Below are 20,891 nucleotides of genomic sequence, written 5' to 3'. Positions count from 1 at the left end.
TTTCCAAGTAAAAGGTTATTTAAAATATCAATTATTACTCTATTATTAAGTATTTTCTTGTTGCTGCTAATATTTATTTTGAATCATAAAAATATATACATACAAATAAACATTTCATCGTTTAGATTAACCAATAGTTTTATAAAAATAGTTACTATATTTACAACTGTACTTTCTTTTACCTATATAATTTTTATGGAAATAAAAATGAAATTTATTAGAGTGATAGTAATTATATTCAGCATATTATTTTTAGGCATTACTTTCCTTATCAACTTAATATTAAACGATGCTGAATACACCTCTTTTTATTCACCTGATTATAAACAAAAATTTATTGCCCGTGAAACCGGGTATACTGAGATTTATCAGATGTCAAAAACAGGTTTGTACATGAAACACCTGGTTAATATTCAAACTAATAATGGTTATAAACCATTTTATAATGGTTCCTATCAGATCATGTCTAAAGATTCTAACGAATTAATTATAAAATATGTGTTTGACTATATGCATCCCGATAATTTTACAGAGGTTACTATAAAATATAAATAATAGAAAGAGGCTTTTCAAAGGAAAGCCTCTTTTTCTGTTAAAATTTTTATTCTAAATACGGTATCCACAATGGACAAGGAATCAATCATATCTTTATATTAGGTGATAAACCTCCTACTCATTAAAAACCTCCTTAAAGGTGTACTTCCCTGGGTAGTAGCGAATTTGGGACTGTTCCAATTGAAGATATTTTAGGAAAAACCTCTTTTATATACTAATTAAAATCCATCAAGAGTAAAAATCTGTTGTTAGTAATATTTTTTAATGTAATATGAATTTAATCTCAATAAAATCCTTGTTGAATAAAGCCCCCTTTAGGATATTTAAATGACTGAATCCCTTTCTAAATTAAAAACATTAATTTGGTTCTCATAAAATAGTGCTTCCAAAGCCTTTATTCCGTTTTTATCCGCATAAATCTTTTCATCTTCCGAAATCGGAATAGCCATTAACCAAGCCACTTGTTTTTTCTCAAAATTAATTGTTTTCAATTTATCTTCCCAAAGAAAAGGCGATAGAAATAAAATATGTTTCATTGGGCTTTCAGGCAAATACATTTTCACTATGTCTTTATAGATAGTTCCAAATGAGCAATCAAATTTAGAATTGATTATATTAAACGCACAGGTTGCTATAATATTGGCAAAACAATCAAATTCACTTGCCCCCACGAATTCACACCTTAACGGTACCCTATTATCCTCATATCCAATAGAAAAATCGGATAAGCCAACAGTAGAGTAAGATAAAATACCTTCAAAATTTTTATCTTCACAAGAAAGAATATCGACTGAACTTATATTGTTTTCATCCCAATATTTAAAAACATTGGACTTTCCTTCAAATGCTTTAAGTGCTGTTCTTGCAAGAACCTTATTTTCTTGTGAAACAATCATTTAATCTCCCCAATTCTTATGGTTTACATTTAATATACTGAATCGGCTACACTAAGTTGGACAGAAAATATAAGGGCTAGTACACTTATCATACTAACCTAAAGGAGCTTGGTACTATGCCACGTCAATTTTCCCCAACAAATCTTGTGTATCACACACTCATAATAGTTGCGTGACTATAAGAATGGAAGTACTAAATATTGCCCCTTTCAATTAATCTGTAAGGTTTGTCCTCTTTTTATTAAACCACTATATATAAATATTCTCCTACAAAAAAGCAATTATCAAAGTTCCCTTTCTTTTTTACTTGTTAAGTAAAAAAAGATACTTTAGTGATTTACGAAAATGCTTATTATCACTGTTGATAAGAAAAATAACCACTTATAAAGAGTGGTTATTTTTGTTTATTTATTAACCTAATTTACCTTCTAAATCTCTTCTTTGTCATAAACATTTAATATTGAATCTAACAAACCAGGAAAGCGTGCATTCAAGTCTTCTGTTCGAAGTGACAACAAACGTTTAGTCCCTTCAAAACGAGTAAAAGTAATTCCGGCTTCACGCAATGTACGTATATGCTGAGACCTTGTAGAATTAGCAATCGGAACATCAAAATTCTTACAGGCTTGTTCTCCACTGTTATGCATTTGTGCCACCATTTTTAGACGAATTGGATCACTTAGCGCATGTAGAACAGCTGGTAACATGAAGTCTTTGCGATCCGGATGATGTAGAGATTTCATTATTTTTCCCTCCATATATATTTACCACGGCAAATTATTAATAATTTATATATTAACTTTTTTGTCTAAATACAAATTGTATTTTACAGTACCTCATGCTATACTTCAATTGTTCGCTTGTTTACGAACAATAAAACTTAATACATAATATGAAAAAATAAAGGAGAGATGGTATGAGTTTAGTCAAAAACCCGTCAATGGTTAATTCAGAGCAGCCACTTTTAGCACGGGAAGGATTTACAATCATTACAATTTGCATAGCTATTGTATTGGCTCTTATGAATACATCCATGTTTAATTTAGCCTTACCTGATGTAATATTAGATTTTTACATTTCCTCGTCCACAGCTTCATGGATTGTGTCGGGATATTCTATTATGTTTGCTATTTCTTCGATAACATTTAGTCGTTTATCTGATTTTGTACCGCTTAAAAGGCTGTTGATTATTGGCGTATTGGCTTTAGGAATCGCCAGTTTAGTTGGATTTTTCAGTAATAGTTTCCTTACATTGCTTCTATGTAGGATTGTGCAGGCTTCAGGTGCAGGCGGTATTATTTCACTTTCTATGGTGCTTTATACACGTTATATCCCTATCGAACGTCGTGGTGCAGCTATGGCGATCAATATGTCTGCTGTTTCACTAGGATTAGGTACGGGGCCTGTTGTTGGAGGACTAATTGTTGACAATTTGGGTTGGCATTGGCTATTTATCCTTACTTCATTTGTTCTTTTACTAATTCCCTTAATGGCTTTTGCACTGCCTAAAGAATTACCAAGCAAAGGGACATTTGATTTTCTCGGTGGGGTATTACTTGCTTTTGGTACGACCTTTTTGCTTCTGTTCACAACGAACCAGAATTGGATTATCCTTATTGCTGGACTAATCGCGTTAGTTCTCTTTGTAATCCGTATTCGTAAAACGAAGGATCCATTTGTACTTCCGTCTTTGTTTTCAAACCGGCCTTATTTAATTCTCGTTTTGCTAGGCATAACTGGTTATATATGTAATTTCGCTACATTATTTTTGTTGCCTCAAATATTGACTCAAAATTTTCACTTTTCAGCAGGGCATGCAGGATTAATTATATTTCCCGGTTCCTTACTCGCTATTATTTCATCACGTATGGTTGGCCGAGTGATTGACCGCTTTGGAAATGGTTATTTTTTAAAGTATGGCCCTATTGTATTGCTTTCTTCTATAATCCTCTTCGCCATTTTAATTGGACACAATTGGATAGGAGCAATGATTACCTATATGATTCTTAGTCTGGCATTTACAGCACTTTCTAGCTGTTTATCTAATGAAATTTCTCGTGTGCTTGATAGGAAGTTTATAGGTTCAGGGATGGGTTTATTTCAACTGCTTCAGTTTTTTAGTGGTGCATTCGGAGTAGCTATAGTGGCAATTGCTTTAGAAAAACAGCACCAACTGTCCTTAGCAGTCGCGTATTCTAATATTTACTGGGGCTTAGCATTGCTCGCTGTAGTGGGTGTTTTAAGTACATTTTTGTATAGGAAATATACACCCATTACACAAGCAAGCAAAATTTAAATAAAAAATAACCACTCTGTATGAGTGGTTATTTTTTGAAAGTTTTTCAATTGAAGCTATTTACTCTTTCTCTTTCTCTTTCTCTTTCTCTTTCTCTTTTTTCTTCTTTTCTTTCTCCTGTGCCTTCTCTTCTTTTTTTACTTCTTTGTTTACTTTTTCCTTTTCTTTCTTTTTATCTTCTATCTTTTTCTCTTCTTCTAATTTCTTTTCTTCTACCTTCTTTTGCTCTTCCTTCTTCTTTTGTTCTTCTTCTCTCTTTTTTTGCTCACTTAACTGTTTTCCAATTAATGAGAGAGCAAAGTCTTTTTTAGTGAATTCTGATTTAGAGCGAGATATTATTTCTTTAAAAATTGTTGTAACACTTGAACCACTTGTACTTGATAGAAAGTGTTGAGCGTCTGTTTTATCGTATCCTAACCAAATTGCTCCTACGATTTCTGGCGTATAGCCCACAAACCAGTGATCCTTTGCCCCATCATTATTAGCAAATGGGAGTTGTGTAGTTCCTGTTTTACCTGCAATCTCCAATCCTTCCACTTGAGCCTTAATCCCTGTTCCTTTTTCTACGACTCCTTTAAGCATATAGGTCATTTTTTGAGCGATTATTGGTTCAGTTACTCGGATGGCATTTTCTTTCCACTTTGCAAGAGTATTTCCATTTGCATCTTCTATTACTTTAATGGAGTGTGAATCTACCATTGTTCCATTATTAGGGAAAGCGGAATATGCTTGGGCCATTGATAGAGGAGAAGTTCCTTTACTCATGCCGCCAAGAGCTAAACCTGGCGTATAATCAGCTTCCTCCAATTCAATTCCAAATCTTTTTACAGCATTTGCCCCATGTTCCAATCCGATTTTCTGCAATAACCATACAGGTGGTACATTATAGGAATGTACTACCGCATCATACATCGTTACTTGACCTCTGTATTGATTATCGTAGTTTTTAGGTTGATATCCATCAATATTAATCGGATTATCCTGTAACATATCATAAATATCATAGCCTTGTTCTATGGCTGGTGTATATACAGACAATGGTTTCATTGTAGAACCAGGCTGTCTCTTTAGTTGAGTAGCATGGTTAAATCCCCGAAATGTATGTTCTCCTCTTTCACCTACAATTGCGTTAATCCCGCCGGTTGAAGGATTGATGAAAACGGCTCCGCTCTGAATTAATTGATCTGCTTGGCTTTCAGGAAATAACGCGTCCTCTTTATACACTTCCTCGGCAGCTTTTTGTATGGTAGGATTTAGTTCTGTATAAATATGAAGTCCACCTGAAAGAATCTCATTTTCGGTTAATCCGTATTTTTGAGTTGCTTCCTCAATAATATAATCTACGTAAGAAGGATACTTTCCTTTATAGTCATCCATCTTTTTCCCCTCTAATACTATTGATTGTTCCTTTGCTTTTTTAACATCACTTTTAGTGATATAGCCTTCCTTTTCCATTAATGATAAAACAACATCTCTTCTTTCAATTGATTTCTCCATATTTTTAAAAGGAGATAATATGGATGGAGCTTTGATTAACCCTGCGATCATAGCTGATTCAGCTAAAGTTAATTCACTAACATCCTTCCCAAAGTAAGTTTGTGCTGCACGCTGGATTCCCCACGCACCTTCGCCAAAATAAATTTGGTTTAAATATTTTTCCATAATTTCGTCCTTAGAATAGGTTCGTTCAATTTTTTTAGTAATGATAAGTTCTTTAATTTTTCGAGTATATGTACGTTCTTGAGTTAAAAAGGCATTTTTGGCTAACTGTTGTGTTACAGTGCTTCCACCTTTCACGACTTCACCGCTAATGATATTACTAGCAAATGCCTTAATAATGGCTATATAATTAATTCCATTATGCTTGTAAAAGCGCTGGTCTTCTGTTGCAATAACAGCATGAATCATATCCTCAGGAATTTGTTTAATACCTACACCTTCAATATTTGAAACCGATATTTTACTGGCCACAGCTCCACTTTGGTCATAAATAATCGTTGACTGAGGAGCAGGATCTTCTAGTTTACTAACATCTCTTGTCCATATAAAAATATTTAGTATAATAACGGATAATATGACTATCGCTAAAAAGATTACTAAAAGCCTAATCTTAAAACCTTTAGAACTCCAATTTCTCCAAATACGTGGAGTAGTGCTTCGGTTCTGCCTTCTTTCCATTCTTCCCAAGTTTATTCCTACCTTCTTAAGATGTTGATAACCATATGGATTGCTATAGGATAAAAACCTACCCCAAATGTGAAATGAAATTGTTATTAATTTCTTCACTCGATTTACTTTGCATTTTATTGCCTTATTTAAAAAGAATCTTATATGATAGGACTTTCTTCCATCTCCAGAGACAATTATAAATATAAGCCTAATTTGTTTGAAGGGGCAACACGCACTATAAATTAAACGGATGGAAACATTATTAAATAAAATAATATAAGAATGAAGCTAAAAGTACCTAAATAAATCTCCGTAATTATGTAATTTTTTTAAATTTATTCAATTATCCCAGGACATACTACCCTATTAAAATCACGATTTATCATGCTAATTTCTGCAAACTTCTTTACTCTCACACTGAATTAACTTCGAAACTTTGCAGCATAATTTACTAACTGTACATAGTATTGTTCCTTACCCTTCATAAAGTTATAAGCATATGTACCATTGAAAAAAGCTCTCTTTTTATTTGACCTTTTTTCTATACAGCCCTGATTGATAAATTAACAATGCTCTTTTCTACAGGAATGCCATAGACTAAAAAAAACAGCTGCAAGTCTGCAGCTGGATATATTTATTTAATGGGTTATTGTAATGTTGGTATTTTCCTCTTCTTTATTTATTTGACTAGGCTGTTTAAGGGTAACAAACGCCACTAAAATACCAAGCAAAGTAATGGCTGCCGAGATTAGAAATGCGATATGGACGGCACTATTTAGATCTGATGGTAACATCATTTCCATTGAGGAAGAATTCGATCCGAGACTTGCTGATATAATCGCCATAATAACAGCTAAACCAATGGCTCCTCCTATCTGTTGACCTGTAGAGATAAGGGCAGAAGCTACACCCTGCTCTTTTTTACTGACACCTGTGCTACCCGCTATAAACATCGTTGTAAAAACAAGTGCCTGACCGATACCGATAATAACTGTACCAGGGATTATCTCTATGAAGGAGCCCGTTACCGAAAGTCTACTTAATAAAAGGAAACCGATGATTCCAAGTCCCATTCCGATTCCAATTGTTCCTGCCACTCCAAAAGAGCTAAGCATCTTATTTATTAACTTTGCACCTACAAAGGCACTAAGAGTTAGTGGCAGGAAACTAAGACCAGATTCTATCGCTGAATATTCCAATACTCCCTGTGTATAAAGGGTTAAAAAGTAATAAAGGGAGCCAAAAGAAGCTGAAAATAAGAATGCAGTTAGTGCGGCTCCAGTTAGGTTCCGATTATGAAACATTTGAAAAGAAATTAAGGGTTCTTTTGTTCTTTTTTCAATTACCACAAATGAAATCAATAGAACTACTCCGATCATAACAAACGGAAGTGTCGATTTACTAAACCAACCTTCTGCTGGAGCTTGAATGAGATAATACACGGAAAGCAATAAACCGAGTGTAGCCGATATCGTACCCGCGATATCAAAACCCTTCGCTGCTGATAAATTCTTACTTTCTTTAAGTACTATTGGTGCAAGAATAATTACCAAAATGGCAATCGGTACATTTACGAAAAATGTTGCTTCCCAACCAACATAACTAGTAAGTAGACCTCCAAGCAGAAGGCCTAGGGACATTCCAACACCACCCATAGAAGCCCAAATCCCCAATGCCCGATTTCTTTCTTTTCCTTCCTTAAAATTAGACATGATAAGTGATAACGTTGCTGGTGATAGTAAGGCTGCACCTAGCCCCTGCAATCCCCTTGCTGTAATTAACATTAGTTGAGATTCTGCTAAGCCACCAAGGAGTGAACCTAGTCCAAATAGGCCCATAGCAATAATAAACATACGTCTTCTACCTAAAAGATCGGATAAACGACCTCCAATAAGCAATAACCCACCAAACGTTAAGGAATAGGCACTTACAACCCACTGTAAATGGTTTGTTGTAAAACCAAGTTCATTTCCAAGCGAAGGCATTGCCACAAAAATAATGGTATAATCGAGTGCCATAACTAGCTGAGATATGGCCAGTATAAATAAAGCTATTCCTTTGGTTTTATCTGAATTCATTTTCTAACTCTCCTTTTATTAAGACTAAACCTAACAATTTTAGGTTTTTTGACTGTTCAGTCTAATATTTTCAATAATAAATGAAGCGCTCTAACGCTTCATTTATTATCAAATACTGATAAAGTAACTGTTGTTATTTGTTCAATAACGTTTGAATCCTCGGTGAATTTTGCTGCTTGTGTTAAAGCATATCGAGCGTGGTATAAATACTGCGCAAGTGCCCGTAAGTCCTGTTGTGGACTAAACTCACCCTGTTCCTGTCCGCGAAGTAAAGCTTCATAGAGCGCATTTTCTAAGCGAATTTTATCTTGTTTAAATAACTCAGCAATTTCAGGATCATGCGGTATTTGATCTATTGCACTATTTAAAATAAAACATTCCCTGCGGCGCTGTTCATCATTTAAAGTTTCAACAATAACGGAGAAAATATCTGAAATAGCTTTTTTAACAGGGTTAGTCTGTTCTAAATAATCAACGACATTAGTCGATTTTTCATTTACATAATGACTTACAGCCTTGATAAAAAGATCTCGCTTCGTACCATAAGTATCATATAAACTTTGACGGGCTATACCCAAGCCTTCTAGTAGAAGTTGTAGAGATGTTCCCTCGTATCCGTAATGACCAAACACTTCCATAGCTTTATGCAGAACTAGGTTAGTGTCAAATTCCTTACTTCGAGCCAAATTGATTCGCCTCCTTCCTTCTCAAAATACTACCTTTACTAGAACATTCAGTCAAGAATAGAAATTAGTTTAAGCCTATTTCATTTAAATAGAATTGTTACATGTTCTAAATTCGAGTCAAACCTTACTCTGAGAATTGTACTGCTTCATCGACACTGCCGACGGACTCTATCGCAACTAACGGATTCCAGAAATCACGGTATCGAGTAATCTTTCCATCTTTTGTTTCCACCACACTTATATACGTTTGATTATACGGGTTGCCTGTTTCTCGATGCTTGCCGACCGACTTAAATTCTGCGATGACCAACTCTGGATCTACCGTCAAGTGAAACTCCAGTTCTGTGAAATTTACTTCGAAGTGCTGCGGGAAGTTTTGCATATACTCATAAAGCTCTTCTTTTCCCTCTTTCTTTTCTGGAAACCCTGTTGGACCGTATGGAAATTCGAGAACACCGTTCTCCTCCCATAGTTCTACCCACGCCTTAATGTCGCCTCCCGATAAATGCTTCAGATGATTTCGGAATGCCTCCTGTGCTCTTTCTCGGATTGCTTCTTGTGTTAATGTTTGATTTGTCATTGTTTTTTCCTCCTTATTATTTTTGACCTTTCAGTCTATATTTAGTAAAAAAATATCTTTTTTTTGCTTTACTCTGAGAATTGTACTGCTTCATCGACACTACCGACGGACTCTATCGCAACCAGCGGATTCCAGAAATCACGGTATCGAGTAATCTTTCCATCTTTTGTTTCCACCACACTTATATACGTTTGATTATACGGGTTGCCTGTTTCTCGATGCTTGCCGACCGACTTAAATTCTGCGATGACCAACTCTGGATCTACCGTCAAGTGAAACTCCAGTTCTGTGAAATTTACTTCGAAGTGCTGCGGGAAGTTTTGCATATACTCATAAAGCTCTTCTTTTCCCTCTTTCTTTTCTGGAAACCCTGTTGGACCGTATGGAAATTCGAGAACACCGTTTTCCTCCCACAGTTCTACCCACACCTTAATGTTGCCTCCCGATAAATGCTTCAGATGATTTCGGAATGCCTCCTGTGCTCTTTCTCGGATTGCTTCTTGTGTTAATGTTTGATTTGTCATTGTTTTTTCCTCCTTATTATTTTTGACCTTTCAGTCTATTTTTAGTAAAAAAATATCTTTTTTTTGCTTTAGTCTGAGAATTGTACTGCTTCATCGACACTGCCGACGGACTCTATCGCAACTAACGGATTCCAGAAATCACGGTATCGAGTAATCTTTCCATCTTTTGTTTCTACCACACTTATATACGTTTGATTATACGGGTTGCCTGTTTCTCTATGCTTGCCGACGGACTTAAATTCTGCGATGACCAACTCTGGATCTACCGTCAAATGAAACTCCAGTTCTGTGAAATTCACTTCGAAGTGCTGCGGGAAGTTTTGCATATACTCATAAAGCTCTTCTTTTCCTTCTTTCTTTTCTGGAAACCCTGATGGACCATATGGAAATTCAAGAACACCGTTCTCTTCCCATAGCTCTACCCACGCCTTAATGTTGCCTCCCGATAAATGCTTCAGATGATTTCGGAACGCCTCCTGTGCTCTTTCTCGGATTGCTTCTTGTGTTAATGTTTGGTTTGTCATTGTTTTTTCCTCCATTTTCTTTTTTGACTCTTCAGTCTAAATAGATCAAAAAAATAAGTTGCTGTATTTCAAGCTATTTCTTACCGTTTCAGCAAGCTTTCCTTCTTGATGAATTCATCATATCACTTTCCAGACCGTTCAGTCAATAAAAAATATAAATAATTTTTGATTATCAGAAATATACTGCCAAGTTTATTATACGGCTCACTTCATTATTACAGGAATACTGCCTCCTATAAATCAAAATGACCATAATAGTTACGGTTCTGTATTAGTAAGGAAAATTAAAAATCGCTTTCCCTAAGAAAAGGAAAGCGATTCTTCAATGTATTCTTATTCAATTAAAAGCCCCATTTTTGATACAATACGATTTAAACAACTTCTTTAAATAAGGTTTCACATCTAAGCAATACCACAAAACATTAGAGAAATTAGGCATTCAAGGCAGCCATACTCGCAAAGGGAAACAACGGAGAAGCTATATCGCTCACACTTTAAAACAGTATAACTTTACAGTTGTTTCTATTTAACCAATGACTTTCAATCAGCCGCTTTGTTTATGGTTATCCACTTCTATTTCGACTCCAAAATGGTCCGAAATAATCCTTTTTGTTTTCCCATTAAAAATAACACCTGAATAATTAATCGGCTCTAGTTGTCCTGTTAGTATTAAATCGATTCGAAGATCTTGTTTATTTTTGTCCCAGCCATCTATATTACCTTGAACAGTTATGCCATTATCTTTTTCTTCAGCAAGGTGATACGTATCAAAAAGACCTTGGCTTATTAAATAATCATAGCCTCCATCTTTAATAGATGCATTATTGTTAAAATCCCCCATTAAGTAGAACCTATCTTCCTTTGGAATACAATTCAAAAGAGAATCAACTTGATTTTTAAATGGCTCTTCTTCATCATGCCACCAGCCTAGATGACAGGAATAAAAAGAGATAGGTTGATTGTCGTAGGATATTTTTGCACCAACAATCTTTCTTGTTTTCCAGTAATTTGTATCCCTGCTATTTGTCACAAAAAATGAGTATTTTTCTATAATGGGATGTTTTGTAAGAATAGCTAGTCCTTCCTCATATATATCAAATCCGATATGAGAAAAATCCCAAACTAATTGATAATCTGTTACTCCAAGCTTATAAAGTTCATCTAGTAAAACAAGTCCATAATTATCTTTTTTAATATTTTCCTTTATAAGTATTTCGCTAATCGATTGACTCACCTCTTGAAGAGCAATGACGTCATACGATTTTTCTTTAATTGTTTTAGCAAGGTATTTTATTTTATCCAGCTGATTTTCTTCTAGCCAAGAGTGGCAGTTTAAAGTTAATAGTTTCATAATCTTACATTCCTAAGCGGTCTTGAATGTCTGATTTTAAGACATCTGCTTTAGGACCATAAATTGCTTGTACCCCTTTATCTTTTACTATTAAGCCTAACGCGCCATTTTGCTTCCATTGCTGTTCTGTAGAAACGGCATTTGTGTCCTTTACCGTTACACGCAATCTGGTCATACAAGCATCAACATCTTCAATATTATCTCTGCCGCCTAATAACCCAATAATCGTCGTTGCAAGTGAATTATCATTTGTGTTGGCAGTTTTCCCTTCTTGGTTCGACTCCCCATTTTCCTCCTCGATATAATTGCCAGCACGTCCAGGAGTTGGGAAATTGAATTTTTTAATCAAAAACGAAGCTACGAAGAAGTTTAATCCGAAAAACACTGCACAAGCGATTACAAAATTAACTAAATCTAACCATAAGCCTGCTTTAATAATCATTGGTGAACGAGTTAATAGTTCAATTACTCCAAAGGCGTGAACTCGTATATCAATAATATCAACAATTGCAAAAGCTAAACCAGTCATAATTGCATATGCTATATACAAAATTGGAGCAGCAAACATGAACATAAACTCGATTGGTTCAGTGACACCAGTTAAAAATACAGCCAATCCAGCTGACAAGAACATAGATTTATATTTTTTTTGCTTATCCTTATCTACATTGCGATACATCGCCAATGCAATACCTATCAAAGCAGCACATGAAAGTATCATCTGTCCTACTTTAAAACGTGCAGGTGTTATCTCATTTAATAACTGTTTATAACTTTCTACATCACCAGCTGCAAGAAAATTATTTAAGTCAGCAATCCACGCTAGCCATAGAGGATCTTGTCCGGCTACTGTTTGTCCAACACTAGAACCTGTTAAGATTTGATATGTTCCTCCAAGTTCTGTATAGTTCATTGGAACAGTTAACATATGATGTAGACCAAATGGTAATAGTAAACGTTCTAATGCACCATAAATAAATGGAGCAATAACAGGTGCTGTATCGCGAGAAGTTGCAATCCAACGACCAAAATCATTTAATAATCCTTGAATAAATGGCCATACAATTGATAAAACGAGAGCGGTTACAACTGAGCCAACAATTACTACAAATGGAACAAACCTTTTACCATTAAAGAATGCAAGTGATTGTGGTAACTTATCATAATTATAAAATTTATTAAATAGAGTAGCTCCTAAGAAACCCGAGATAATACCTACAAAAACCCCCATGTTTAACGCCGGTGCGCCAAGAATCGATGTAAAATAATCTTTAACAATTAATTCACTACCAAATAAAGATTGAACAGTTGCTTTAGGATCAGCTAGCATCTCACTATTTACACCAAAAATATTACCAGTAATTCGGTTCACTAGAATGAAAGCAATTAATGCTGCAAAAGCACCACCCGCACGTTCCTTCGCCCAAGAACCACCAATAGCTACGGCAAACAGCACATGAAGATTCCCAATGATTCCCCAGCCAATGTCCTCCATAACTCGTGCTATTGTTTGGATAACTGTCAAATCCCCACCAGTCATACTAACCAATTTCCCAAGCGAAATCATAATACCTGCTGCCGGCATAACTGCGACAACAACAAGTAATGCCTTACCAAATTTCTGCCAAAAATCAAATGAAAGTATTTTCATTTTCTGACATCCTCCTACTACCAATTAAATTTATTTTTAGGCAAACGTTTGCACAAATGTGCATGCTTTATTCATCTTAGTTTAAACGATATACCCTAGCTTCATAAGGACTTAAGGTGATTTCTTTTATTTCATCACCATTGTCAACTTCGTAATTACTAATTAACAACTCTGTTGATTCAACTGTAAGATCTGCAGGTAAGACAAATTTTGTAATCTGTGGAAACAGGTTTGTAATAATAAGCATTTTTTCGGTATTTAATGTTCGTGTATATGCATAAATTTGATCGTGTTCTTCTAATATCAAATCATAAGCGCCATAAACAAGAACCTTATTTTCTTTTCGTAAGTCTATAAGTTTTTTATAATAATGATAGATAGAGTTTGGATTTTCTAACGCCAGGTCAACATTTATATTCCTAAAGTTCTGATTTACTTTCATCCATGGTTTCCCTGTAGTAAACCCTGCATTTAAATCGTCGCTCCATTGCATTGGTGTTCTTGAATTATCTCGACCCGTTTTCCAAATAATCTCCATTATCTCTTCATGAGGTTTCCCATTTTCTTTTTCCAATTTATATAAGTTCTTAATTGCAACATCATTGTAATCCTCAATAGCTGGAAATTGAACATTAGTCATCCCAATTTCTTGACCTTGATATACAAATGGTGTTCCTTGCATTAAAAAATACAGCGTTGCCAAACATTTAGCAGATTCAGCCCAATACTCCTTATCATTTCCCCAAGTGGAAACAGAACGCGGCTGATCATGATTTTCAAAAAACAAGGCATTCCATCCATTATCCTCCAGGCCTTTTTGCCATTTGGTAAGGGTGTTTTTCAAAGCATGAATATCTAAACCATTATTTACACTTTTATTCCAAAGCTCTAAATGTTGAAATTGGAAAACCATATTAAATTTCCCATTTTCTTCACCTACCCATAAATCGGCTTCTTCGACAGATACCCCGTTGGCTTCACCTACAGTCACAATATCATAATTATCAAAGGTTTCACGTTTTAATTCGTCAAGGAAAGTATTAATTCCCGGGCGGTTCATATGCCCATCAAACGACGGTACATAACGTTTATTCTCTGGATTAGGCATGTTAGGGAATCCTGCAACCTTTTTAATATGAGAAATGGCATCGACACGGAAACCATCTATTCCTTTATTTAACCACCAATTAATCATTTCGTATAATTCTTGGCGGACACTTGGATTTTCCCAGTTTAAATCAGGCTGTTTTTTAGAAAATACATGAAGATAGTATTCCTCCGTCTTTTCATCATACTGCCATGCTGAGCCTCCAAAGATAGATTCCCAGTTATTCGGTTCTTCACCATCAATACCTGAATGCCATATATAATAATCTCGGTATTCATTTTCTTTTGAAGAACGAGCTTCAATAAACCAAGGATGTTCATCAGAAGTATGATTAATAACAAGATCCATAATCAGTTTCATACCTCTTGCATGGACCTCATCTAATAATTGATCGAAATCAGTCATAGACCCAAATTCACTTAAGATATCTTTATAGTCACTAATATCGTAACCGTTATCATCATTTGGCGACTTGTAAATCGGGCAAACCCAAATAATATCTATCCCTAGATTTTTTAAATAATCCAGTTTGGATATGATTCCTTGAATATCACCAATTCCATCACCATTTGAGTCCATGAAACTGCGCGGATAAATTTGATAAGCAACTGCTTCTTTCCACCATTTATTTTTATTCATTATAAAGACCCCTCTCTTACTAATAACGAGATTAACATAACTTATTTACTTATGCAACCGTTTGCGCAAAAACTTTATAATGCTACCTCTTTTTTATTACTTGTTATTTATTTATGCTAATTTATTGCTAAACAAAATGTAACTATGAAAAAACATTTTTATTCGTTAAGATTTTACTGGAACTTCCTATTGGGTAAATAAGCTATAATAAAAGAAAATGAACTGAAAATACCAAAATTATCACCATTAAGCAGCCAAATTCTTAAAATTGATTAACCTTATAAAAACCTAACACAAATAATTCTATACAATGTATGTACTAGGAGATTTGGAGTGAAAATTTATGTCAGTAACTATTAAAGATGTAGCTAAGCTTGCAAAAGTCGCTCCATCTACAGTTTCAAGAGTCATCGCAAACAATCCACGTATAAGTGAAAAAACGAAGAACCGAGTAAGAGAAGCAATGGAGTCTTTAGGCTACCATCCTAATTATAATGCTAGAAGCCTCGCAAACCGTAGTACACAATCAATCGGCCTTGTCATGCCAAGTTCAGTAGATAAAGTCTTTCAGAATCCTTTCTTTCCTGAAGTAATAAGAGGAATCAGTACGAAGGCACATGAAGAAGATTTTGCTATTTATATGTCAACAGGACAAAGTGAACAGGAGAGCCTGGAAGGTGTTGAGCGAATGTTACATGGTGGCAGAGTAGATGGTGTTATCATTCTCTATTCAAGTATTGATGATAAAATTATGTCTTTCCTTCAAGAAGAGAAGTTTCCATTCTCAGTTATCGGTAAGCCATATAATAATGTCAACCAAATTACTCACGTCGATAACGATAATGTTCAAGCAGGTAAAGATGTGACAGACCACCTTATCCGACTTGGACATAAACGAATTGCCTATGTCTGCGGAAGTTTAGATTCAGTTGTTTCGATGGACCGGATACTTGGATATAAAAAAGCATTACAAGATGCTAACATACCATATCAAGAAGAATATATTGTGAAAGAAGAACTCCTTAATGATGGAGGAATAAAAGAAATCTCAAGGTTGATGTCCTTGCAGTCACCGCCAACTGCTCTTATTGTAAAGGATGATTTATTGTCCTTTAGCATTATGGGCACAATTGATAAAATGGGGTACTCCATACCTAAGGACCTCTCCATTGTTAGTTTTAATAATTTAATGTTGAGTGAATTTACTAGACCTCCATTGACAACAGTAGATATTGATATTTTTAATCTAGGTTATCATGCTGCAGACTGCCTATTGGATCTAATAAAAAATCCCGGTCAGGAAGCTAAACAAGTCATTGTACCACATCGATTAGTTGAACGACAGACCAGTCAAAGGATATAAATTTATAATTTAGAAGTTTTTTCTCTAGCGTAAAACATTCCAAAAACCCCAACATAATGATGGGGTTTTTATCATTATTATTTCACGGTAATCTCCCTAATAAATAGCTTATTTTCATACTATCCACCCTACCTGAACCGGAAATCCCTACTTTTTATTTCACTCTTCTTTATCCGATAATTTTGTTTAAAGTCATTTTGATTCCTTTAGAGTATTCATCTTCTGATATATTAGGGAAAGCATTTTTAGCCTCTTGTGTTGCATTTTGAAGTAAATATCCATATTCCACTGCATGTAACATTTTAATATCATTTCCGCTATCTCCAAATGCAATCGCATTTTCTGGTCCTAACTTGTATTTTTCTAACATAAATCGCACGATTTCATCTTTACCTGTACCTATAGGAATAAAATCTACATCATAGCTATCCTCGGGATCACCAGCTAGAGGATTGCAACGATTTATATTTACAGAAACCCCATGTTCCTTACAAATTAATTCAATAGCTAACAAGTTATTTTTATCATTTATTTCATCTTGCTCTTGGTAATAATAATTATGCTTATAACGAGAAATACCTAATTGAGTTTGTGGATTTAAAAAGATATTATGATTCTCTCGTAGATGTTTAACCATTCTTTCCATCTTCTCTTTGCTAAAATCTTGATTTATTCGGCTATTCCAGTTAATATCTTGCTCACCAAAATTATGTTCAGAGAAATACGTTATTTCTGTCCCAAGATCACTTGCTATAAAATGAGGAAAGTATCTAAATTTACCTCTTTTCATCTTATCGAGAATAGATTCTATACTACTCCCAGTAACCCAGCCGATTTGTATGTCTCCGCTTTTACTTTTTTGTTCTAAATAATCTTCTAGCTCATAAATATCCTGCTGCTTCTCTTTATCAATCTTATGAGGAAAGTAAGTTTCATCAAAATCACAAAATATAATATATTTTGGTTGTTCAACAGGTGAAAGAGTTTTATACTCCAACGTCTTTTTTAATAACACTAAACAATCCCTCCATAACATGTCTTTCTTCTATAGTAGATGTTGGATACAACGGCAAATTTAAAATCTGGCTATGAGCGAGTCCTGTGATGTGTTTGTCCTTGACCAATGGGGTGTTTCGCATGTGTGATAATTTGCTTTTAGTTGCATTCACATCCCTTTTCTGTAAATATATAGATAAATATTCTGCAATTTTGTACTTCATTGTTATTTATATAATTGTTTCACTGCTCATTCACAATGCGGTCTTCTATAAAAAATTCATGTACGTTACCTTAAAATAATAAACCGTATCATGCTTTCTTACCTTTACCTGAAATTGTAAGCTTTTTTTCGCAAGCAGTACCTCCCCCAAATTGGTTATGTGGAAATCCATTACAATTTTATCCTAATTTCTGAAATCGATAACATGTCAACATTTTTTCAAAGGATGGTAGTATATGCCTACAATTGATGAAATAGCTAGGTTATGTAATGTATCAAAAACCACTGTATCTCGTGTTTTGAATAATCACCCCTATGTTTCTAAAGAGAAAAGAGACATGATTTTAAAAGTTATCAACGAAATGGACTATATTCCTAATTCAATAGCTCGGCAATTCAGGAAAAACGAAACTCGAACAATTGCATTATCCGTACCGAGTATTGACCATCCCTTTTTTGCACAATTAATTAAAGGTGTTTCCCTGCAGGCATTAACTAATAATTATAAAGCAGTTGTTTTTCAAACATTTTATAACCAAACATCTGAACTAGAATTGCTAGAATTATTGAAGCATAAAGAAATAGACGGGATTATTCTAGGAGCGTTAGAAAACGATTGGTGTAAAATAGAACCATTTTTAAAATACGGACCTATTTTGTTATGTAATGAGTATCACCATTGTGCTGACATACCCATAATTGGATATGATGAATATGAAGCAACTTATAAAGCTGTAGTACATTTAATTGAAATGGGGCATGAAAAGATTGGGTTTTGCTATGACACACCATATAGCGAAGCTCAATGCCAAAGAAAAGATGGATACTTAAAAGCCTTAGCTGATTACAATCTACCTCAAAAACACGATTGGGTATTTGGCGGTGTATTTAATATAGAGGATGGTTTCCATCTCTTTAAACAGATTCATAACTTAAAAGATAGTCCAACTGCTATCTTTACAGGTAATGATCAAGTTGCAGCTGGACTTATCAAAAAAGCAACTATATCAGGGTTTAATATTCCCAAGGACTTAGCCGTTATAGGCTTTGATAATCAAATGATTTGCCAAGTAGTGACTCCAACTATAACAACAATTGATACCCCAATCATTGAATTAGGTCAAAAAGCATTGTTAAAATTGCTCGATTGCTTATTAGGAAATGTTAATTTAGAGAGGGAAGTTATTAGACTACCTACTAATCTTATCATTCGAGAGTCAACATAATAAATGCAGGAATTATGACTTTAGACTAATTGATGAATAAAGAAATGAAATAAAAAAAGAGGCGGGGATTCTCTCCCAGCCTCTGTAAACTTTTATTCTACTACTTTGCCAGTCATATCCTCATAATCTTTACACATTATTTCCCATGACTTTTTAATATCTTCATCTAATCCAAATAGACCGCTACGACCTATGATATAAATATCAGGATCGGCTGCATCAATTCTTTTAAATGTTTTTCGACTAGATGATCCATCCATTTCAATAACATATTGATAGCCTTTTTCATCACGTAATTCTCTTAAAGCTACAATTTTATCTAGAGTGCTTTCAATAAAGCGTTGTCCAGCGAATCCTGGGTCTACTGTCATAATAGTAATTTTATCTACTAAATCAATATAAGGGAAAATTGTTTCAATAGGAGTTTCTGGATTTAATACTACCCCTGCTTTTAGTCCAGCATCATGTATTTGATCAATCAATCGGAAAGCAAGACCATCTAGTACTTCTGCATGCATACAAATCCATTCACATTTTAGATCCACTAATTGTTGAACCCAGAAGCTTGGATTCGTTACCATTAGATGGGCAGACATCGGTAAATCACTTATTTTTCGCACTTCTTGGACAAACCATGGAGATAATGTAATATTAGGAACATAATGCCCATCCATAATATCAATATGATAAGAATCTACATGATCGTTTAAAAACGTGATCTGCTCTTTAAACTTATCTAAATCCATAGTCATTAGTGATGGTGAAAATTCTACTTTTTTCATACTCTATTAATCCTCCGTAGATCTCTAGTTTCTTTAGGAATAATAATTGAGTTTGAATGGACCAAATTATTATTCCTAAATTTTTGTATTAGCCTTTATTTAACACGCTTACATTTTTTTATAGAATTTGAATATCATCTAAATCGATATCTTCTTCCTCTACTTCTATTTCCTCATCTTCGTTAACCTTTTTCTTAATTAAAGCCAACGCAACTCCTGTTACAACAACGTTTACTAAGATAGCTGCAACACCAGCCCATGGATTGGACATCGTTGGTAGCATAAATACGCCACCGAATGGTACCGTTGCATCAGCTCCTAACACCATCGTTACTGCTCCACCAGCTGCTCCACCTATGGCTACAGCGGTTACAGTACGAACAATATCATTCATAACAATTGGAATTACACCTTCCACAATGTTAACAACACCCATTGGCACTGCTGATTTCAATGTTTCCACTTCTGATCGTGTATAAATGTTTTTCTTGAAGATTTTTGCAATAAAGTAAGCTAATCCAAATCCGATTGGCGTTGCTGTATTTACTAATTGTAAAGCTGTGATAGGTCCATTAATGCCTTCTGCTTGCATAGTCAGAACGAAGGCAAATACTGTTTTGTTAATTGGTCCGCCAAAGTCAACTCCACTCAATAGACCAACAATTCCACCAAATACTAGTAGGGATGAAGTTCCTAAGCTGTTTAATCCATCTGTTAATAATGATGTAAGAGCAGCAACTGGAATTCCAATAATGTAAACCATGATTAGTCCACCAATAATAGAGGTGAAAAATGGAACAATTAACGTCGGCATTAATCCTTTAGCCCAACTAGGAACTTTAAAATGCTTAATAATAGCTACTGCAAGATAACCAGATAAAAACCCTCCTAAGATACCACCAATAAAGCCAGCACCAATTGCATTAGCACTTAATCCAATAATGAAACCTGGCGCAATTCCTGGTTTACCAGCAATAGAATAAGAAATACCAGTTGAGATAACGACAGGTAATAAACCTAAGCCTGCTCCACCCATTGTTGCTAAAGCATCCCATAAGGAAAACTCTCCTTGTACTAAAGAACCTTGACTAGTTCCTCCAAAAGCCATACCAATTGCGATTAAGAAACCTGCTCCACAAACAATTGGAATCAAGTATGAGATTGCTGTCAATAAATGGCCTTTAAGATTTAATTTTTTTAATCCACTCATTACTAACTCTCCTTTCAACTAAAGACCTCTTCAA

Annotated in this window: 18 protein-coding genes and 1 pseudogene; 4 read left to right on the top strand and 15 right to left on the bottom strand. The window is 34.7% G+C overall.

Annotated elements, in window-relative coordinates; all coding sequences use genetic code 11:
• Window positions 1-195 precede the first annotated feature (195 nt).
• The gene (locus tag MKX82_RS21795; RefSeq protein ID WP_341080029.1) at window positions 196-555 is read left to right on the top strand and encodes a hypothetical protein; all 360 of its coding nucleotides are present in this window, start codon (window positions 196-198) and stop codon (window positions 553-555) included.
• A gap of 323 nt (window positions 556-878) precedes the next feature.
• On the opposite strand, the gene MKX82_RS21790 is transcribed toward MKX82_RS21795, so the two are convergent.
• Window positions 879-1,451: a suppressor of fused domain protein gene (locus tag MKX82_RS21790; RefSeq protein WP_233319420.1), complete on the bottom strand. Its 573-nt coding sequence runs from the start codon at window positions 1,449-1,451 to the stop codon at window positions 879-881.
• A 428-nt stretch (window positions 1,452-1,879) separates the two neighbouring features.
• A complete protein-coding gene (locus tag MKX82_RS21785; RefSeq protein ID WP_341080025.1) occupies window positions 1,880-2,194 on the bottom strand; it encodes an ArsR/SmtB family transcription factor in 315 nt (104 codons plus the stop codon).
• Window positions 2,195-2,367: 173 nt separating this feature from the next.
• On the opposite strand from MKX82_RS21785, the gene MKX82_RS21780 reads away from it, so the two are divergent.
• Window positions 2,368-3,747, top strand: a complete 1,380-nt coding sequence (locus tag MKX82_RS21780; protein ID WP_341080023.1) for an MFS transporter — start codon at window positions 2,368-2,370, stop codon at window positions 3,745-3,747.
• Between the two features lie 60 nt (window positions 3,748-3,807).
• On the opposite strand, the gene MKX82_RS21775 is transcribed toward MKX82_RS21780, so the two are convergent.
• From MKX82_RS21775 to MKX82_RS21735, 9 genes are all read right to left on the bottom strand, one after another.
• Window positions 3,808-5,925, bottom strand: coding sequence for a transglycosylase domain-containing protein (locus MKX82_RS21775; RefSeq protein ID WP_341080022.1), 2,118 nt, complete (start codon window positions 5,923-5,925; stop codon window positions 3,808-3,810).
• A gap of 629 nt (window positions 5,926-6,554) precedes the next feature.
• On the bottom strand, window positions 6,555-7,994 hold the full coding sequence (locus MKX82_RS21770; RefSeq protein ID WP_341080021.1) for an MFS transporter: 1,440 nt from the start codon (window positions 7,992-7,994) through the stop codon (window positions 6,555-6,557).
• Between the two features lie 98 nt (window positions 7,995-8,092).
• On the bottom strand, window positions 8,093-8,680 hold the full coding sequence (locus MKX82_RS21765) for a TetR/AcrR family transcriptional regulator (protein WP_341080020.1): 588 nt from the start codon (window positions 8,678-8,680) through the stop codon (window positions 8,093-8,095).
• Between the two features lie 124 nt (window positions 8,681-8,804).
• On the bottom strand, window positions 8,805-9,260 hold the full coding sequence (locus tag MKX82_RS21760; protein ID WP_341080019.1) for a nuclear transport factor 2 family protein: 456 nt from the start codon (window positions 9,258-9,260) through the stop codon (window positions 8,805-8,807).
• Between the two features lie 68 nt (window positions 9,261-9,328).
• Entirely contained in the window at window positions 9,329-9,784 is a 456-nt protein-coding gene (locus tag MKX82_RS21755) for a nuclear transport factor 2 family protein (protein WP_341080018.1), read from the bottom strand.
• Window positions 9,785-9,852: 68 nt separating this feature from the next.
• Entirely contained in the window at window positions 9,853-10,308 is a 456-nt protein-coding gene (locus tag MKX82_RS21750; protein ID WP_341080017.1) for a nuclear transport factor 2 family protein, read from the bottom strand.
• A 544-nt stretch (window positions 10,309-10,852) separates the two neighbouring features.
• Window positions 10,853-11,659 carry an endonuclease/exonuclease/phosphatase family protein gene (locus MKX82_RS21745; protein WP_341080016.1) on the bottom strand — a complete coding sequence of 269 codons (807 nt, stop codon included), beginning with the start codon at window positions 11,657-11,659 and terminating at the stop codon, window positions 10,853-10,855.
• Between the two features lie 4 nt (window positions 11,660-11,663).
• The gene (locus tag MKX82_RS21740; RefSeq protein WP_251647831.1) at window positions 11,664-13,310 is read right to left on the bottom strand and encodes a PTS transporter subunit IIBC; all 1,647 of its coding nucleotides are present in this window, start codon (window positions 13,308-13,310) and stop codon (window positions 11,664-11,666) included.
• 76 nt (window positions 13,311-13,386) lie between these two features.
• Complete coding sequence (locus tag MKX82_RS21735) at window positions 13,387-15,057, bottom strand: glycoside hydrolase family 13 protein (protein ID WP_341080014.1); 1,671 nt, start codon at window positions 15,055-15,057, stop codon at window positions 13,387-13,389.
• Window positions 15,058-15,400: 343 nt separating this feature from the next.
• Here MKX82_RS21735 and MKX82_RS21730 point away from each other — a divergent pair, with 343 nt between their 5' ends.
• A complete protein-coding gene (locus MKX82_RS21730) occupies window positions 15,401-16,420 on the top strand; it encodes a LacI family DNA-binding transcriptional regulator (RefSeq protein WP_233319404.1) in 1,020 nt (339 codons plus the stop codon).
• A 169-nt stretch (window positions 16,421-16,589) separates the two neighbouring features.
• Here the strand turns inward: MKX82_RS21730 and MKX82_RS21725 are convergent, their stop codons facing one another.
• Both MKX82_RS21725 and MKX82_RS21720 read right to left on the bottom strand, forming a co-directional pair.
• Complete coding sequence (locus tag MKX82_RS21725; RefSeq protein ID WP_237943478.1) at window positions 16,590-17,435, bottom strand: HAD-IIB family hydrolase; 846 nt, start codon at window positions 17,433-17,435, stop codon at window positions 16,590-16,592.
• A pseudogene (locus MKX82_RS21720) lies at window positions 17,407-17,568 on the bottom strand (3-oxo-glucose-6-phosphate--glutamate aminotransferase); the annotation flags it as partial. The gene MKX82_RS21725 and the pseudogene MKX82_RS21720, both read right to left, overlap by 29 nt.
• 307 nt (window positions 17,569-17,875) lie before the next feature.
• Between MKX82_RS21720 and MKX82_RS21715 the strand changes: the two are divergent.
• The gene (locus MKX82_RS21715; protein WP_341080011.1) at window positions 17,876-18,865 is read left to right on the top strand and encodes a LacI family DNA-binding transcriptional regulator; all 990 of its coding nucleotides are present in this window, start codon (window positions 17,876-17,878) and stop codon (window positions 18,863-18,865) included.
• A gap of 92 nt (window positions 18,866-18,957) precedes the next feature.
• Here MKX82_RS21715 and alsE read toward each other — a convergent pair whose 3' ends face one another.
• Both alsE and MKX82_RS21705 read right to left on the bottom strand, forming a co-directional pair.
• Window positions 18,958-19,647 carry a D-allulose 6-phosphate 3-epimerase gene (alsE, locus tag MKX82_RS21710; RefSeq protein WP_233317071.1) on the bottom strand — a complete coding sequence of 230 codons (690 nt, stop codon included), beginning with the start codon at window positions 19,645-19,647 and terminating at the stop codon, window positions 18,958-18,960.
• Between the two features lie 118 nt (window positions 19,648-19,765).
• Entirely contained in the window at window positions 19,766-20,857 is a 1,092-nt protein-coding gene (locus MKX82_RS21705; protein ID WP_237943474.1) for a PTS fructose transporter subunit IIC, read from the bottom strand.
• Window positions 20,858-20,891 lie beyond the last annotated feature (34 nt).

Source organism: Niallia sp. FSL R7-0271 (assembly GCF_038005785.1).
Taxonomy (GTDB): Bacteria; Bacillota; Bacilli; order Bacillales; family Cytobacillaceae; genus Niallia.
This window is presented reverse-complemented; position numbering and strand designations above follow the sequence as displayed.